Annotated in this window: 13 protein-coding genes; 1 reads left to right on the top strand and 12 read right to left on the bottom strand. The window is 45.8% G+C overall.

Annotation, left to right across the window (positions count from 1 at the left end; all coding sequences use genetic code 11):
• Window positions 1-8: 8 nt before the first annotated feature.
• From KJ365_RS08800 to fabB, 6 genes are all read right to left on the bottom strand, one after another.
• Window positions 9-3,134 (bottom strand): FimV/HubP family polar landmark protein, encoded by a 3,126-nt coding sequence (locus tag KJ365_RS08800; protein WP_214451227.1) that lies wholly within the window; start codon window positions 3,132-3,134, stop codon window positions 9-11.
• 119 nt (window positions 3,135-3,253) lie between these two features.
• Window positions 3,254-4,270, bottom strand: coding sequence for an aspartate-semialdehyde dehydrogenase (locus KJ365_RS08795; protein ID WP_214451226.1), 1,017 nt, complete (start codon window positions 4,268-4,270; stop codon window positions 3,254-3,256).
• Window positions 4,271-4,299: 29 nt separating this feature from the next.
• A complete protein-coding gene (locus KJ365_RS08790; RefSeq protein ID WP_214451225.1) occupies window positions 4,300-5,472 on the bottom strand; it encodes a 4-phosphoerythronate dehydrogenase in 1,173 nt (390 codons plus the stop codon).
• Window positions 5,473-5,549: 77 nt separating this feature from the next.
• A complete protein-coding gene (locus KJ365_RS08785; protein WP_214451224.1) occupies window positions 5,550-6,455 on the bottom strand; it encodes an alpha/beta fold hydrolase in 906 nt (301 codons plus the stop codon).
• 3 nt (window positions 6,456-6,458) lie between these two features.
• Window positions 6,459-7,208 (bottom strand): class II aldolase/adducin family protein, encoded by a 750-nt coding sequence (locus KJ365_RS08780; protein WP_214451223.1) that lies wholly within the window; start codon window positions 7,206-7,208, stop codon window positions 6,459-6,461.
• Window positions 7,209-7,233: 25 nt separating this feature from the next.
• Window positions 7,234-8,448: a beta-ketoacyl-ACP synthase I gene (fabB, locus tag KJ365_RS08775; RefSeq protein WP_214451222.1), complete on the bottom strand. Its 1,215-nt coding sequence runs from the start codon at window positions 8,446-8,448 to the stop codon at window positions 7,234-7,236.
• 170 nt (window positions 8,449-8,618) lie between these two features.
• Between fabB and mnmC the strand changes: the two genes are divergently transcribed.
• Window positions 8,619-10,691 (top strand): bifunctional tRNA (5-methylaminomethyl-2-thiouridine)(34)-methyltransferase MnmC2/FAD-dependent 5-carboxymethylaminomethyl-2-thiouridine(34) oxidoreductase MnmC1, encoded by a 2,073-nt coding sequence (mnmC, locus tag KJ365_RS08770; RefSeq protein WP_214451221.1) that lies wholly within the window; start codon window positions 8,619-8,621, stop codon window positions 10,689-10,691.
• 24 nt (window positions 10,692-10,715) lie between these two features.
• Here the strand turns inward: mnmC and KJ365_RS08765 are convergent, their stop codons facing one another.
• From KJ365_RS08765 to KJ365_RS16785, 6 genes are all read right to left on the bottom strand, one after another.
• Window positions 10,716-11,489, bottom strand: coding sequence for a FlgO family outer membrane protein (locus KJ365_RS08765; protein WP_214451220.1), 774 nt, complete (start codon window positions 11,487-11,489; stop codon window positions 10,716-10,718).
• 1 nt (window position 11,490) lies between these two features.
• Window positions 11,491-12,249: a FlgO family outer membrane protein gene (locus KJ365_RS08760; protein WP_214451219.1), complete on the bottom strand. Its 759-nt coding sequence runs from the start codon at window positions 12,247-12,249 to the stop codon at window positions 11,491-11,493.
• 3 nt (window positions 12,250-12,252) lie between these two features.
• Complete coding sequence (locus tag KJ365_RS08755; protein WP_214451218.1) at window positions 12,253-12,909, bottom strand: FlgO family outer membrane protein; 657 nt, start codon at window positions 12,907-12,909, stop codon at window positions 12,253-12,255.
• A gap of 201 nt (window positions 12,910-13,110) precedes the next feature.
• Window positions 13,111-13,419 (bottom strand): YfcL family protein, encoded by a 309-nt coding sequence (locus KJ365_RS08750; RefSeq protein ID WP_214451217.1) that lies wholly within the window; start codon window positions 13,417-13,419, stop codon window positions 13,111-13,113.
• A gap of 6 nt (window positions 13,420-13,425) precedes the next feature.
• Entirely contained in the window at window positions 13,426-14,598 is a 1,173-nt protein-coding gene (locus tag KJ365_RS08745) for an ATP-NAD kinase family protein (protein WP_214451216.1), read from the bottom strand.
• Window positions 14,598-15,293, bottom strand: a complete 696-nt coding sequence (locus tag KJ365_RS16785; RefSeq protein ID WP_250884081.1) for an elongation factor P hydroxylase — start codon at window positions 15,291-15,293, stop codon at window positions 14,598-14,600. The genes KJ365_RS08745 and KJ365_RS16785 overlap by 1 nt, the downstream gene beginning before the upstream one ends.
• Window positions 15,294-15,329 lie beyond the last annotated feature (36 nt).

The following is a 15,329-nucleotide window of genomic DNA, read 5'->3' as shown; positions in this document are numbered from 1 at the left end:
ATTATCACTTATGACTTATCAGCAATTTCTTGAAGCAATTGCTTAGCTTCTGCAGCTTGTGCTTCGGTACCGTTAGATTGCACCTCGGCTAGCACTTCTTTTGCTGCATCAAAATCATCCATGTCAATATAGACCTGAGCTAAATCTAGGTTGCTTGCTTGGTCAGTATTTGCAGCATCATCACTCTCGTCAAAATCTGCGGCCGTATTAACATTATTTGGCAGGGACGCGTCTAAATCCAAGGCAAGATCTTCATCTTCTAAAGGCGTTAAGCCTTCGCTCTCAGACAGCAAGTCGTCAACATCAATGAATGATTCTATGGACTCTTCTTTGTCATCATCTTGTGACATCAATGCATCAAGATTTAACCCTGCTTCTTCAAATGCGTTGCCCTGATTATTATCTTCTTGTTTTTCAATTTCGCTGATGGTGGTTTCTATGCTATCGGCATCTATTTCAGACAACAGATCATCGAAGTCACTGCCTTCGATTTCAGCAAGCATATCAAGCTCATTCTTATCGCTCGGGGCTTTTTCAAGATTTTGAATATCTTTATCAAGCTCGTCATCCTCTAACCAATCATCTAATCCCGGCAGATCCGCAAGTACGTCTTCGTCATCATCCGTTGCTAGGTCATCTGCCGATGTATCATCTGTTGACGCGACATCCGTTGAAACATCATCCGCTGACACATCAGTCGTTTTCGCCTGCTTTTCGTCTGACAGGGCGTCAGGGAGCACTTCGTCGCTTGTTTGTGTAACAACTTCATCAGCGTCTTGTTGCTTCTCCTCTCCTAAATCAGATAAGGAAGGAATGTCATCTAAAAGCGCGTCGCTATCTGCAGTTGAGTTATCTGCAGTTGAGGTTTCTGAGTAACTCTCTAACAAGGCGTCAAGCTCGTCATCTTCTGCATCATCACCTTGCTCTAGCTCAGACAATAATTCATCCGCTAAGGCGTTGCTGGCGTCTTCAGGCTCATCGTCCTGCGCATCATCGAGGTCAATTGAAAAGTCATCATCTAATGCGGCATCACCGACATTGTCTTCCTGCGAATCAGTCTCAAAGGTCTCTTGCTCATTGGCAAATTCATCTAACAAGCTATCGAGTTCTTCGCTTGCTTGCTCATCTTCTAATTCATTAAGAAGTTCATCGGTGAGCTCATCGCTTTGCTTTGCTTCTTGCTCAGGTTCATCGTCTGTTTGCGCGCCGTCGGCATCGCCAGAAGAACCCATACCAGCAAGAGCTTGTTCGAATAACGCATCAGGATCATCGGCGACTTCATCGTCAGATGCCTCTTGAACGGTATCTGCAGGCGCCGCGGTTTGTTCAGGCTCCTGCGGCTGCTCACCACTGTCTAAACTTGGTTCATCGAGCTCCTGCGGCTGCTCACCACTGTCTAGACTAGGTTCAACAGGCTCCTGCGGCTGCTCACCGCTATCTATACTTGGTTCATCAGATTCTGTCACTTCTGGTGCTGGCGCTTCTAAATCCGCTGGTGCGTCGCCATTGGCTTGTTGTGCATCCCCTGGATTTTCTAGTTCATCTAATATTTCGTTAGAAAGTTGTTCAAACTCTTCTGTCGTTTCATTGATGGTCGACTCAAGTTCCTTTAACGACTCACTACTCACCTGACCACTTTCATCGAGAGCAACGCCAATGGCCGTGCCACTAGCAGCAAGCTTATTAGAACCTTGTGGCACATCACCTTGTTGTGCAACCTCATCATCCGTTACCTGACTGGTTTCATCAGGCACTTCTGGAGCAGCTGTTGGCGCCTCTGTAGGTTGCGCTGGCTCTTGCACCTCAGGCACAGATGCGAGTTCTTCTAAAGCTTCAATATCTTCAGCAGGAACTTCCTCATCTTCACCAAAGTTATCTAAGTCTAAATCTGCGGTGACATCTTCAACTACAGAAGTTGCCGCTTCTTTCGCTGGCTCATCGTTTGCTTTTAAATCAATTTCTTGGTTTTCAAAATCATCGTCATCTAAGCTGATTGAATCGGTATCAAAACTGATGTCTTCATCTACTGAATCGAGCTGCTGCTTTTTACGAGGTTTTTCTTCTTCCTTCACTTCAGCGTCAGGCACTAACATTTCGTCTGCCGCGCTAAAGTCGTCATCCACGCCAAGCTCATCTAAACCATCTTCAAGTTCAGAAGAAAGAATGTCGTCTTCGCCCATTTCTTGTTCAAGTGCAGCCATCAGATCATCGGCATCACTGTCAAAATCATCGTCCATCTCGCCAATGACAAGTTCATCATCAACAATGTCATTTGATTTTTTTGTGACAGGCTCACTTTCCACGGTTTTTGGCCTGCGTAGCAAAAAGATTCCGAGTATCAATAATGCGCCAGCGGTAAATACAGAAGACAACACAATAATCGCTGTTGGACTTGAAAGGGTTGTCCAAATGGACTCACGTTCACGTTCTAATTGTCTTTGCTCTGCTTGCTTAACTAATTCAATAAGCTCTTTTTGCAACGCTAACTGCTGGTCAATTTGCTCTTGAACTTCGCCCTCGACTTTTGAGCGCAAGTCAGTTATGTCTTGATTGACTTGGTCAAGCCTCTCAAACACTTTTCTATTTTCTTCAATCAACGCCTGAACATTGCTAATAGAAGCCGAAACCTGCTCTTTGACTTGATCAAACTGCGCAGTTTGCTGTCGGTTTAGCGAATTCAATTGATTTTGTAACTGAGTTTGCGTGGCAGATAGGTCCTCTTGATTCACTAAAGGCACTTCTGGTTTAAGGTTATTCGCCTGACCCGTTTCACTGTCTTCAATGTTTTCTTGAACAGAATTAGGTCGACCAAACGCGGCATCATCCGCTTCGGCTTTCGCACGTGCGCGCTGTGGGTCCATCCGAGCAATGTAACGGTCGCTTGGCAATTGAAGAGTCGCACCATTTATCATGGTATTGAAGTTGCGATTCTCAAAAGCCTGTGGATTGAGTTCGTAGATTGCCAACATGGTTTGGTAAATCGTAAACTGAGAATCTTGTTTATAACGGCTGGCGATGCGCCAAAGGGTATCACTCTGGTCGATTGGCCCATAAACTACCCCAGAATACACTTCTGGTGCGTTACGAGGCCCCTGTATTTGAACTTGGGCGGTCAACAGGGCAGGACTAAGCATTGACAGTGTCAATATAATCGCTAACCACTTCTTATATGTCGAAATCAAACCCTTGTTCACTCCCAATGTCTTAAAAATTCAGCACTACACAGGCATTATCGGCTAAATTGGCGATCTATTTACATATATTCGTTGATTAACACTTCGGCAATTTGCACGCTGTTAGTAGCAGCGCCTTTGCGAATATTGTCTGACACTACCCACATATTAATGCCATGAGAGTGCGATACGTCGTTTCTTACGCGACCAACATGCACGCCATCATTTCCACTGGCGCTGCTCACTTGCGTAGGAAATGACTCTCTATCCTCGTACAATGAGATGCCTGGTGCGTTGGCAAGCAATTGTTTTACATGCTCTGCGTCAATTTGCTGGGTAGTTTCGATATGTATAGCTTCACCATGACCAAAAAACACCGGTACTCGAACTGCGGTTGGGTTAACTAAAATAGACTCGTCACCTAAAATTTTGCGTGTTTCCCACACCATTTTCATTTCTTCTTTGGTGTAGTCATTGTCCATAAACACATCTATTTGCGGTATCACATTAAACGCAATTTGACGACTAAACTCATCGCCGGTAATGGCTTTGCCGTTGAGTAACTCAGCGGTTTGACGCGCTAGCGCTTCCATGGCGGACTTACCTGCACCCGATACCGATTGGTAAGTTGCTACGTTAATTCGCTCAATACCCACAGCGTCATAAATTGGTTTTAATGCTACAACCATTTGAATAGTTGAGCAGTTCGGGTTGGCAATAATATTGCGATTTCTGTAATCTGCCAGCGCGTGGCTGTTCACTTCTGGCACTACTAAGGGGATATCTGGCTCATAACGGTAGTGCGATGTATTGTCGATAACCACACAACCGGCATCTGCTGCGATGGGGGCAAATTTAGCCGAGACAGAACCGCCAGCAGAAAAAAAGCCTAACTGGACTTTACTCCAATCAAAGGTATCAGCATTCAGTACTTCTAGCTTTTCGCCAGCAAACTCTACCTCGCCGCCTGCCGAGCGTTCACTTGCCAAAGGATACAGCTTACCAATTGGAAATTTACGTTCCGCTAATATCTCCATCATGGTTTGGCCGACAAGCCCAGTCGCACCTAATACTGCGACGTCGTATACTTTAGACATAGTTCATTAATCCTCGATTGTGGTTAAAATTAGGGCCTGTCGTTGGCAATAGTAAAGCCTAAATCTCTGAGTACGGTCGCGGCTTTTTGTTGTTGTATTGAAACCTTTAACGCGTACCATTCTCGACGCACAGGATATTGTCGTCGAATTTCAGCGAATGACGTGGATTTTGCCATGTAGCGGCGAAAAAAACTATCATCATTTTCAATATCATACATGCTGCCAATACATTGTGAGACTATTGTCTGAATAGAGTCATGGCTATTTACAGACTCTAGCGTTTTAAGGGTAGACGCTGGCAATTCAAAAGGAGGCAAAAAATCTTCGAGCTTTAGCGTAGCGGGTCGATTTAGATGCGCACATAAGCGCTCATATACCATGTGCGTGCCATTTGCCTTACCCTCGAGCGAATGCCCAGCAATATGCGCGGTACAAAGCGCCAGGTGAGGGATAAGCGCACGCTCTATCTCAGGTTCGTTTTCCCAACAATCTAATACAAACGTGGGCGCCTGCCTTGAAGAGCTTAGAAGTGTCAATAGCGCGGTATTGTCGACCACCTCACCTCTTGAGGCGTTTATCAAAATTTGATTGGGCTGTAGCCTACTTAACACGTTTTTATCAAACATATGTTCGGTAGGATATGCATTTTCGCCTCCATTAGATTTAACTAATGGAGTATGCAGGCTAATAATATCGGCGCCAAGCACTTGCTCAAAGCTTGCGCTATGAAAGCTAGGATCTCGTTTAGCGCGTGGCGGATCGTAGGTGACAACCTCTATATCCAACGCTCGCAATAAACGACATAGCGCTTTACCAACATTGCCTACCCCGACTACCGCCACAGATTTAGAGCGCGGGTCAAATTCATCTCGATTGCCCAAGTGAAATAATGCGGCGATAACGTATTCGGCGACGGCATTAGCGTTACATCCGCCTGCAGCGTACCACTGAATATTGCGCCTCTCTAACTCGTCGGTGGCTAAATGATTGAAACCGGCTGTCGCGGTGGCAACAAACTTAAGCTTTGGACTGTTTGCAAGCAGTTTGGCATCAACTTGGGTCGTTGAGCGCACCAGTAAAGCCTCACAATTGGCTAAGTCTTGCGGGTTGATATTACCCGCGATGAAGGCTTTTGCATCACCAAGCGTGGAGAAGTATTCTCGAGCATATGGCATATTGTCGTCATATAAAATGGTAGTCATAAATCACTCTTCAAACGGAGGTTGTGAGGTCGTTTGCAACTGAAACAACCTACACTGTGTGAACAAGACAATGATACTTACTTAAACCGCTGTTGGCTTAAAAAGAGACTTAACAACTCGGTGACTTTTTCTGGCGCTTCAAGTTGAGGATAATGCCCGACTGGGAGTGCTGCGGTTGGCGAGTTTGGCAGTAACTGTTGAAACGCTTCCAACATATGTGCGCCAGAGACTGGGTCATCCAGTCCGTTTATAAAGCCCATGGGAACTTGCGTCGCCTGCATAGCACCTAACCATTGTGCTCCATGAGTAATCCTATCATCCAAATAGCGCAGTAGCTGATGCAGAATGTACTTCCCCTCTTTGCGTTCTAATAGCCCCCATAAAACATCAATTTCATGGGCAGAAGGCGGTGTTTTATCTCCAAAAATTTTAGTAAAACTTGCTCGAAAGGATTCTTTGTTGATAAACCTAGACACAACAGGACCAATCCAAGAATGCAATACCTTTTGCATGAACAGCGGCCGGTGAACGTCAGCGAACAAACCACCGTTTAAAAAGCAAATGGACGTAATCTCTAAATCGGTATCGCCTGACTCTTGCTCACTGAGCAATTGCTGCGCCACCGATACGCCATAATCGTGGGCAATAATATGTACCTTTTTCACATTTAGCTTACTGCACAAGTGCTTACAGAGTTTGGCTTGTTCTAAAATGCTGTATTTATGGTGTTTAGGTTTGTCAGATAAACCAAAGCCAAGCATATCAAATGCTAGGCAGCGGTGGCGCTTTGCTAATTCTTGCCACTGGGCATGCCAGTCCCAACTAGCACTAGGAAAGCCATGTAAAAACACCAAGGTGGTATCGTCGTGTGGCGTATTGTTTTGTGTTAATACATCGAAGTTATGCCAATACCCTATCTCATTGGTTTCGAAGGTTGTCCACCTTGCGCTTTCTCTATATTCCTCGATGTTACCAAATAGCATGGACTAATCTCTAAAGTCAGGACAAAGCCTATCGAGCTTCCTTAAAATACCGGGCCATGCTAGTGCCCCACCTGCTGAGCGAGTCACTTCTTTCGCTTGGGCCTTAATCCCCGCAAGTATGCGACTATCAATTGGAATAAGCGGCTGCTGGGTTGCTTGCGCCTGCAGTTGGATTTCGCACGCTCTTTGTAAAATGAACATTAACAAAAATGTGTCTGGGATCGTTTCGGCGCAGGTAAGCAACCCATGGTTGCGTAAAATCATGAAATTGGTATCGCCAAGGTCGGCGACTAAACGCACCTTTTCATCTGGGTTTAATGCTACGCCTTCGTAGTTGTGATAAGACAGCGAACTTAGCGCAAATAATGATTGTTGTGAATAAGGCTGCAAGCCGGCTTCAAGTGCCGATATTGCAACGCCAGCTGTGGTATGTAAGTGCATTACACATTGAGCATTGTCTCGAGCCTCATGCACGGCGCTGTGAATAACAAAGCCCGCTGGGTTGACATCAAACTCCGAGTCGCTCACTTTATTGCCGGCTAAGTCTACCTTAACCAAACTAGAGGCGGTGACCTCTTCAAACAACATACCGTAGGGGTTGATTAAAAAATGATGCTCAGGGCCCGGCACGCGCGCAGAGATATGAGTAAACACCAAATCGTCCCAACCATAATGCGCCACCATGCGGTAGCATGCCGCTAAATCAACTCGTGCTTGCCATTCTTGCTCAGATACTTGCTCTTTCACGCTCATACTATTTGCCCTAATGCTGGTGAGATTATGCCGTGTATTTTTTGAAGACTAATGATGCATTTGTACCACCAAATCCAAAGCTATTTGACATCACAAGGTTCAACTTCTGCTCACGAGTTTGCATAACAATATCTAAACCCTTTGCAGCCTCATCGAGCTCATCGATATTAATAGATGGTGCAATGAAATCATTTTCCATCATCAAAATACTGTAAATCGCCTCATGCACGCCTGCCGCGCCGAGAGAATGACCACTCATAGCTTTTGTTGCGCTAATCGCCGGACTGTTATCACCAAACAAAGCTTGGATCGCTTCGAGTTCTTTAACGTCGCCCACAGGTGTAGAGGTGCCATGCGTATTAAGGTAATCCAGAGGCTCGTTTACATCGGCAAGTGCTTGCTTCATGCAGCGAATTGCGCCTTCGCCAGAAGGGGCTACCATATCGTAACCATCAGAAGTTGCGCCATAGCCAACGATTTCTGCATAAATTTTTGCGCCGCGTGCAAGTGCATGTTCGAGTTCTTCTACCACGACCATACCGCCGCCACCAGCACTGACAAAACCATCTCGGTTAGCATCATACGTGCGTGAAGCAACTGCAGGGTTGTCATTATATTTCGTCGACAGTGCACCCATTGCATCAAACTGGCTCGATAATGCCCAATGCAACTCTTCACCACCGCCGGCAAAGACCATATCTTGTTTACCAAGCTGAATCATTTCCCAAGCGTTGCCAATACAGTGCGCGCTCGTCGCACAAGCAGATGAAATAGAATAGTTTACGCCCTTTATTTTAAACGGCGTGGCCAAACAAGCGGATACCGTACTGCCCATGCATCGTGTCACCATGTATGGACCGACACGGCGTACGCCTTTTTCGCGCAATATATCGGCAGAAGCGACCTGATTTTCAGAAGAGGCGCCGCCTGATCCTGCAATAATGCCGACGCGTTCGTTGGAATATTGCTGCTCAGTTAAACCAGCATCTTTGATAGCTTGTTCCATCGCCAAGTAAGAATAACTAGCGGCTTCACCCATGAAACGAAGGACTTTACGGTCAATGTGTTCTTTTAAATCGATTTGTGGGTTACCCCAAACATGACTGCGCATGCCCATTTCTTTGAACTGCTCTGAGAAGCGAATGCCTGAGCGACCATGCCGCAACGAGTCGGCGACTTCCTGCGCGTTGTTTCCGATGCTAGAGACAATTCCTAAACCAGTGATCACTGCTCGTTTCATTTTTCACCTATACAATTAATACTGTTGCTTGCGCATACAAGACCCTATACTAGTGCCTCGACAAATCTGCAATGTGTTTAACATTCGTATACTGGCACAGAAGCACCAACAAATTAAGTGCTGATTGTTAACCATTGATTAAATCTTTACAAATATTCTGTTGATTCTGTATGAAATTAAAGCACGCTGACCTATCGTTTAATGATACCGGTACGCCGCAGTCTGACGCTTTTGGAGATGTCTATTTCTCCAATGATGATGGCTTATTAGAGAGCGAGTATGTATTCCTTCAAGGAAACAAGCTCCTTGAGCGCTGGTTAGCATGGCCTGAACAAACGTTTACGATTGCTGAAACGGGCTTGGGAACATGCCTGAACGTTTTACTGACGCTACGGGCGTTTCAGCAGTTTAGAGACTCGCATGCAGACGCACCGCTAAAACACTTATACTTTGTGAGCTTTGAAAAGTATCCTATTGAACAAGCTCAACTCACAAAAACGCTAAGCGCTTGGCCTGAGCTTGCATCATACGTTGAAGTGCTCACCAAACAATACCCGCCCCCATTAAAAGGCGTGCATCGCCGCCGTTTTTTTAACGACTTGGTCACGCTAGACTTTGTTTTTGATGATGCAGAACAAGGTATGCAACAGATGTATTGCCCTGAGAGCGGCCTTGTAGATGCGTGGTATCTTGATGGTTTCGCGCCAAGCAAAAACGCACGCATGTGGGATGAGGGCGTGTTTAAACAGATTGCTAGACTCAGCAAAGCCGATGCAAGCTTAGCCACTTTTACCGCCGCAGGTCACGTTAAACGCAGCTTGCAAGATAACGGCTTTTCGGTAAGCAAAATTAAAGGCTTTGGCCGCAAGCGCGAGATGATTATTGCGCAATGTAAGCCTGATGAAACAGATACTAAGCATAAAAAGCACCGCACCTTTAGCAAAATTCAGCCTCCCTATTTTTACCGTCATAGCATGAAAAACACAGCCAACAAGGCATCTATTGCGATAGTCGGCGCTGGTATTGCAGGCGCTTTACTCGCGATGAGACTTTGCGAACTTGGCCAGTCGGTGACCCTTATTTGTAAAGATAGCAAGGCGGCACAAGGGGCATCGGGCAACCCAATTGGCGGGTTTTATCCTCAACTGAATGCTGAGGCTGGTACCAATAGCCAGTTTTTTGTGCACAGCTTTTTATATGCCAAGGCGTTTTATCAACAATTACTTGGGGACGGCATATTATTTGAGCATGATTGGTGCGGTGTGCTACAGCTTGGGTTTAACCAAAATACTGCCACAAGATTAGAAAAAATGTCTGTGCTCGAGCTGTGGCCTGAATCTTTAGCTGAAGTGGTAGACGCGACAAAAGCGTCGGATATTGCGGGGATCCCCATTCCCTATCCCGCATTATTTTTATCGGAGGGCGGCTGGATTTCACCGGTAAGTCTTATTCAATCATGCTTAGACAAAGCTAACGCAACAGGGCTTTTACATTGTTTATATAACAATGAGTGCACCGCTTATGAAAGCATCGGCGACTCTGTAAAAGTATCACTGATAGATAAACACCATACACAGTCTCAACATCACTACGACGCTTTAGTACTCGCTACGGGTCATCATACTGCCGCGCTAGCAGGCCAGTTTTTGCCAGTGCGACTTACGCGTGGACAAGTCGAGCATTTGCCCTCAACCCCCACCACACAACACCTGAAAACTGTGCTTTGCCACAAAGGTTACTTTACGCCCTATCATAACGGTGGTCATGCGTTAGGCTCAACATACGTTAAAAATGATGTCGCCACCGAATACCGTAGCGAGGAGCAACAACAAAACCTCAACATGCACCAAAAAGCACTGGCAGATGCGCCGTGGATAAATGAGTTAAGTGGGTTAGATACACAGAGCTTTAGCGGAAGAGCGGCAGTGCGTTGCTCAACACCCGACCATCTGCCGCTGGTGGGCGCAATGCCAAACATTGAAGCACAGCTAACGCATCTTGAAGATTTGTATAAAGCACTGCCTGCACATCACTATGCGCGTGCTGATGATATTGATAATGTATTTGTTTTGAGCGGTTTAGGCTCGCGAGGGATCACCAGCGCGCCGCTAATGGTAGATACGCTAGTTTCGCAAATGCTCAACCGGCCTATGCCAATGAGCAACTTGTTGCTCAATGCGGTTCAGCCTAATCGGTTTTTGGTTAGAGCATTAATTCGGCGAGAAAGCTATTTTGAGCGCTAAACACAACGATAAGCGCCCAAAATATTAACGCATGACATAGGTTGGAGTATTTGCGTCTGCGACAAAGTTCGGGATTAGTATTGTGGCGCTCGACACCACACGATTGCTATTGATCGCGATGATACGGGCATTTACAAACACACCATTTGGCTTTTCAATGAGTGTACCTGCAAGCACATGGTCCATAATGCGGCGATTTGATAACTGCATCACATCTCTAGAAAATGCGATATCGCCGCGAGAGGTTACTTGCAAGGCAGGCATGAGCTTATGATCCACCACAGGAATGCCTTGCTGCTGAATTTCAGAAATAAAATACTCGGCTAGCTGATTGCCCAAGACCGTAGTATTTTGAAGCGTGCGATCGAGTTTGACGAACGAGCTCACACCGATCCGCGCATCGGGGCTCAGACCATGACGGTTGCGCATTAACTCCATTGCCAGCTGACCCGCATAATCCTGTACTGATTTGTAAGTAAACCCAGGGCGAAACGATTCAACTCGTCTAAAGTTAGACATCGCGAATGTATCACTGGTGCCGGTACTTACATCTAAGTGTTCCGGTCTATCATCGCGATAATCTTCAGTGTCGATAATGTTGTTTTGACGACCGTTAAACGCAAGTTCTGGGGGCAACTCACCTGCCGCCGCATATTGTTCGTTAAGAAGGTCTGCGATAGTTTGTGGCGGCGTGTAGCCGGCCATCAGCATTTTACCCGCTGCGCAGCCCATTAAAATAGTGCATGCATAAGCGAGGGCAAAAAACTTAAGTAAACGCATAGGCTTATTCGATAACATGTTACTCCCCTCGAATGATACGAACACCGTCGATGACTTCATTTTGACGGCTTGATTCACTTGGAATAAGCGCATCCACCACATAAAACGGCACAAAGCTCTGCGCACTAGCGACTACCACCTTTGACTCCATACCCAACATACGCGCGTTTACAATGAAACCGCCTTGATGTTTAGTCATGGTGCCGGTAAGTACATACTGAATAGGCGTGCTATTGTTTAAATCTAAAAAGTCGCGCGATAATAAATAATCGCCCGTTTCGGTGACGCGAATGAACTGCGTTGCTTTAAACTCAACCACCGGCATTCTGAATTTATGAAATTCATGCACAAATGATTCGGCCATTTGCTGACCAAGCAAGTTAGTTTCCCGCAGGTCGCTGTCGATCAACGAAAAGTGCGTAACGGCAACGGGTGTGCGTTCAGTGACATACTCCATATTACCCACTAAGTCTTGTGCCATATTGCGCACGTAATGACCGATGTGACGGGTAAGTGGCATACTCTTAAACGCACCCGGCGTAGCGCCAATGACATTGGGCTTTTCAATAGAGCCAAATGCGTCTGGACCACCATTATTTGGAGCATCGTCATCAAACGCAACGAGAGGCTGTTCAGTTTGCGTGATATCGACAATATTGGAATCTGACTCATTTTCGCTCTGTTCAGGCTCAGATTGTCCTAATAAATACTCAGCGCCGGGTATGTTTGCACACCCCGTTGTTAACCAGCATGCCAGTATAAGGCCTAAATATTTCATGGATTATTCTCCTGAGTTAAAATGTGTTTGGGTTGGCTTAGTGGTGCGATAAAGCATGCCATCTCGTAAAACGACTTGCTCTTTTTGCCAAAATAATTCGGATGGGAAAAACTTCGTTGCAGCAGCAATGACGTCTTTGTTGCGAACATTAATAATGCGCGCATTGACCATTGCGCCAGTTTCTTGTTCAACGATAGTACCCGTAATGTAGTAATCGATGGCCTGCACAGAACGCAAATGCTCAACATTTCTAGAGAGCGCACGCTCAGAATCATCCGCCATGATGATAGTGTTTGTTGCTTTGTAATCTTGTGCAATAAAGCCCCTTCGCACCGCTTCGGTGGTTAGCCCTTGCTCTAATTGATGACCAAGCAGCATTAACGGTCCTTGCTGCGACATATCTTGACGCATGCTTTTTGCAGGCACAAAACCCACGACCGCATATCGATACTGGCGATCTGCTGCCACGTTGGCAAAGAGCTCTTGGGCCAACTGGTAGGTATACAATTCAGAGTTGCCCAATGCTTTAGGCAATGACTGAGTGGATGCAGCCTTTTTTTCTTCAGGCAAAATGGCTGCACAACCGCTTAGACTCAATAAGATGAGCATGCATATCAACGATAGCGCCCATGTCGCAACAGTGTGCAAATTATTTTTCATAGTGATTGCCGCTTATTCGCATTTTTACAAATCATGCAGCGTGCTTTGCAAGAACAGATCCAAAATGAAAAGATTTTTAAAAAATCGTATCTAGTGAGGGAAAACGTTTGAATTTGCTAGATGAGCAACGACATCTCATCATAAGGCTTAGAAAAGGATAAACGTACACAAACAAAAAACGACAAACATTGCCGCCTATTGTCAGTTGTTGCCACCCGTAGCGGGTTTGGAAAACATCTTATCTAACATGTTCAAAACAGCTTGTGCGTCTTCAGACGCTAGCTCACCGTCGGCAATAGCGGTTTTGATAGTAGAATAAAGCGCATCTTCAAAGGTGCTGGCGAAACTATCGAGCGCATCAATACCAGCTGGCATATTGGCAGCCACGACAGAAAAATGACCATGAATATAGCTAGAAATAAACAAAGCGTGGTCGGAGCCTTCATCTATAAATTGATCTAGAAAGGCTTCTTTATGGTCCAAATATGTGTGTTGCGCGTCACTTAGCATAGTGGTTTATATGTCCTCCCCTCTCACAAAATACAAGACCTTATCTTTGTAACCCGTAATCACCGAAATCGGTCCCGATAAAGACGCGTTGACTTGTTCATCACCGGTGTCACTAATTAAGCCTTTTTGACCAAGGGCGGTGAGCTTGTTCTTAGTGGCGACGACGTGAATATTTTCCTTTCCTATTCGTTTTATAAACTCAGGTGAAAGCTGTTGGTTGCCGCGTCCAAAGATATGACCTTGTCCACCGATAAGCGTGATCACCAAACTAGTGGGTATATTTTCGGTTAACGCAAGCAACTGCTGCGCAGAAACATCATTGGCAATCACTTCCATATTCTGCACCAAGTCGACCCCTAACAGCGTGTTCTCAAGCCCAGCTGCATGCATTATGAAATCCACAGTGCTGCCTGATCCCATCACAAAAATTCGTTCAGGCTGTTCTTCCATCATCTCGATGACATATGCGGCGATGTCTGACAAAACAAGTTCATCTGACTCCTTGCCACCCATTTTAACCGCCTGAATGTAACTTAACTCTTCAGGCACTTGCATTTCACCGAAATAACGCGCGATCACTTGACCGTTTCTAAATGCTTGCTCGTCAATATCTTTGACTTCTGCATCAAACAAACTGACCAGTTCGCCCGATATCACTTGTTGAACCACCTTGCCCGCCGCTCGTGGTGTAATTGCATAAACACCAGAATGAATTTTACATCCAGCAGGCACCCCTACTACTGGCACATGACGGTCAATCACTGAGAATATGTTTCGCGCAGTGCCATCACCACCGGCAAACAAAATCAAATCTACCTCTGCATCCATTAGCGCCCTAGCAAGTTGCTCAGTGTCACTATCTTCACTTTGCATCGGTGCCTGATATACAACGTTAACTTCAAAGCCTAATTGCCGAGCAATATCTTCGCCCATATCTGCGCTTGCGGTATATACAATCACCTGCTCTTTTTGCGCGACGATTTCTTTTAACGCCAGCAAGGTCTTATCCATGGCCTTTTTTTCAGCACCAGCATTAAGCGCCTTTTCACGAATTTCTTTGGTATCACTGCCTTTTAACGCAAGCGCGCCGCCAATGCCGGCGAAGGGATTGACAATTAATCCGAGTTTAAATTTTCGCGAACGCTGATAGGCCAGCGACTTTTGAGTATCTAGCGACATTAGCAGAGTACCAATTCAGAGGGGGATGACTGCGCCACCTCGTTTTTCAGGCGCTTGAAAAAACGCTGAGCACGAGGTGGTAGCCCGTCAGACAAATAATGGTCTAGCTGCTTCTCAACCGCTTGTTGAAAATGGCTATTGTCATAATTATCCAACGCAAGGTTGTCGTTGCTGACTTTAAATGGCATGCCACAAGCCAACGAGAACGCCCATTCGACGGCTTGAGGTTTAACCTCTGCTTGTTCAAATTTTGCTTGTAATGCAGCATCGCGACCGTCTGGTGCATACCAATATCCGTAATCGATTTGCGTACGCCTTTGCTCACCGGCAATACACCAGTGCGCGACTTCATGCAGGGCGCTTGCTGCATAATCGCGGGTAAAGAAAATCTTATTGCCGAAAGGCAGTTCGGATAGTGGCATGGTGTTTAACCACCTAATTTTACCATTTGTTGCTTGCTCAGCGTTGTTATCACTCTCGTCAAAATGCGTACAAACGAGTTCACTAGCAGGCAAATAAATTGGCTCAGATGCACCGCCAATCAAATACGTGCGTGCGGTCTTATCGAGGTGCTCGTCTGCAAACTCCGCATTGAATGCTTGCATCAAATCATAGGCACTGACGCTTGTCCCATCAACGGGCCGTGAAGTTGAGAAAAGGCTTGGGGTATGAACCGAGTTGTAGGTATATTGCATATTGAAAACAGTTCGATATAGTCAACGCACGGATAC

This window comes from Glaciecola sp. XM2, assembly GCF_018595715.1.
Classification (GTDB): domain Bacteria; phylum Pseudomonadota; class Gammaproteobacteria; order Enterobacterales; family Alteromonadaceae; genus Glaciecola.
This window is presented reverse-complemented; position numbering and strand designations above follow the sequence as displayed.